Genomic DNA, 771 nt, shown 5'->3' with positions numbered 1-771 from the left:
AATCGTTTCTTCAGCTAAACCAAGATGACGCAAAGCATTTAGAATAGCCTTAATTGAACCCGAAGCACCCACTGTATGCTGCCATCCAAGCGACTTATATTGTTCCTTTATGCTGAATAATTCTCTGGATGCGTGCTTGATTGCTTTATTAAATCCTTGCTCAGTTAGCTCACCACCAGGAAAATATTTTTCTCTGAAAGAAACGCAGCCCATATGCATACTTTCTAAGGCTTTTGCCTCAAAGCGTTCACCAATTATCAATTCGGTGCTACCACCACCGATATCGATAACCAGGCGATTGCCTTTATCATCAGCCAGGGTATGAGCAACACCAAGATAAATTAGACGCGCTTCTTCTCTGCCAGAAATTATTTCTATTGGGTGACCTGTTACACGCTCGGCATCACGCAGAAAGTCAGTTTTCTTTTTGGCTGCTCTTAAAGCATTTGTACCCACGATCTGCACAGATGCAGAGTCAAAGCTCTTGATCCGCTGGGAGAAGCGCTTCAAGCACTCAATTGCCCTGATATGGGCTTCTGGAGTTATTTCTCCATTTTCGTCGAGACCTGCCGCTAGCTGGACCTTTTCACCAAACTTATCAACGACTCTAATCTCGCCATGAGAAATTTTTGCGACAACCATGTGAAAACTGTTTGAGCCCAAATCTATCGCTGCAATGTGGTCTGAGCAGCTATTTGGCTCTGCTTTCGTATCATTGTGAGTTAACACGTCCTTGAAATCCTCTGATAAGGCTATATATTACTCGTTACG

The 771-nt window shown here is 43.5% G+C and carries 1 pseudogene; it reads right to left on the bottom strand.

The annotated features are described in order from the left end of the window. Positions 1-729: pseudogene (locus tag A3766_RS25675) on the bottom strand (exopolyphosphatase); the annotation flags it as partial. Between the last annotated feature and the right edge of the window lie 42 nt (positions 730-771).

Source organism: Oleiphilus sp. HI0132 (assembly GCF_001635845.1).
This window is presented reverse-complemented; position numbering and strand designations above follow the sequence as displayed.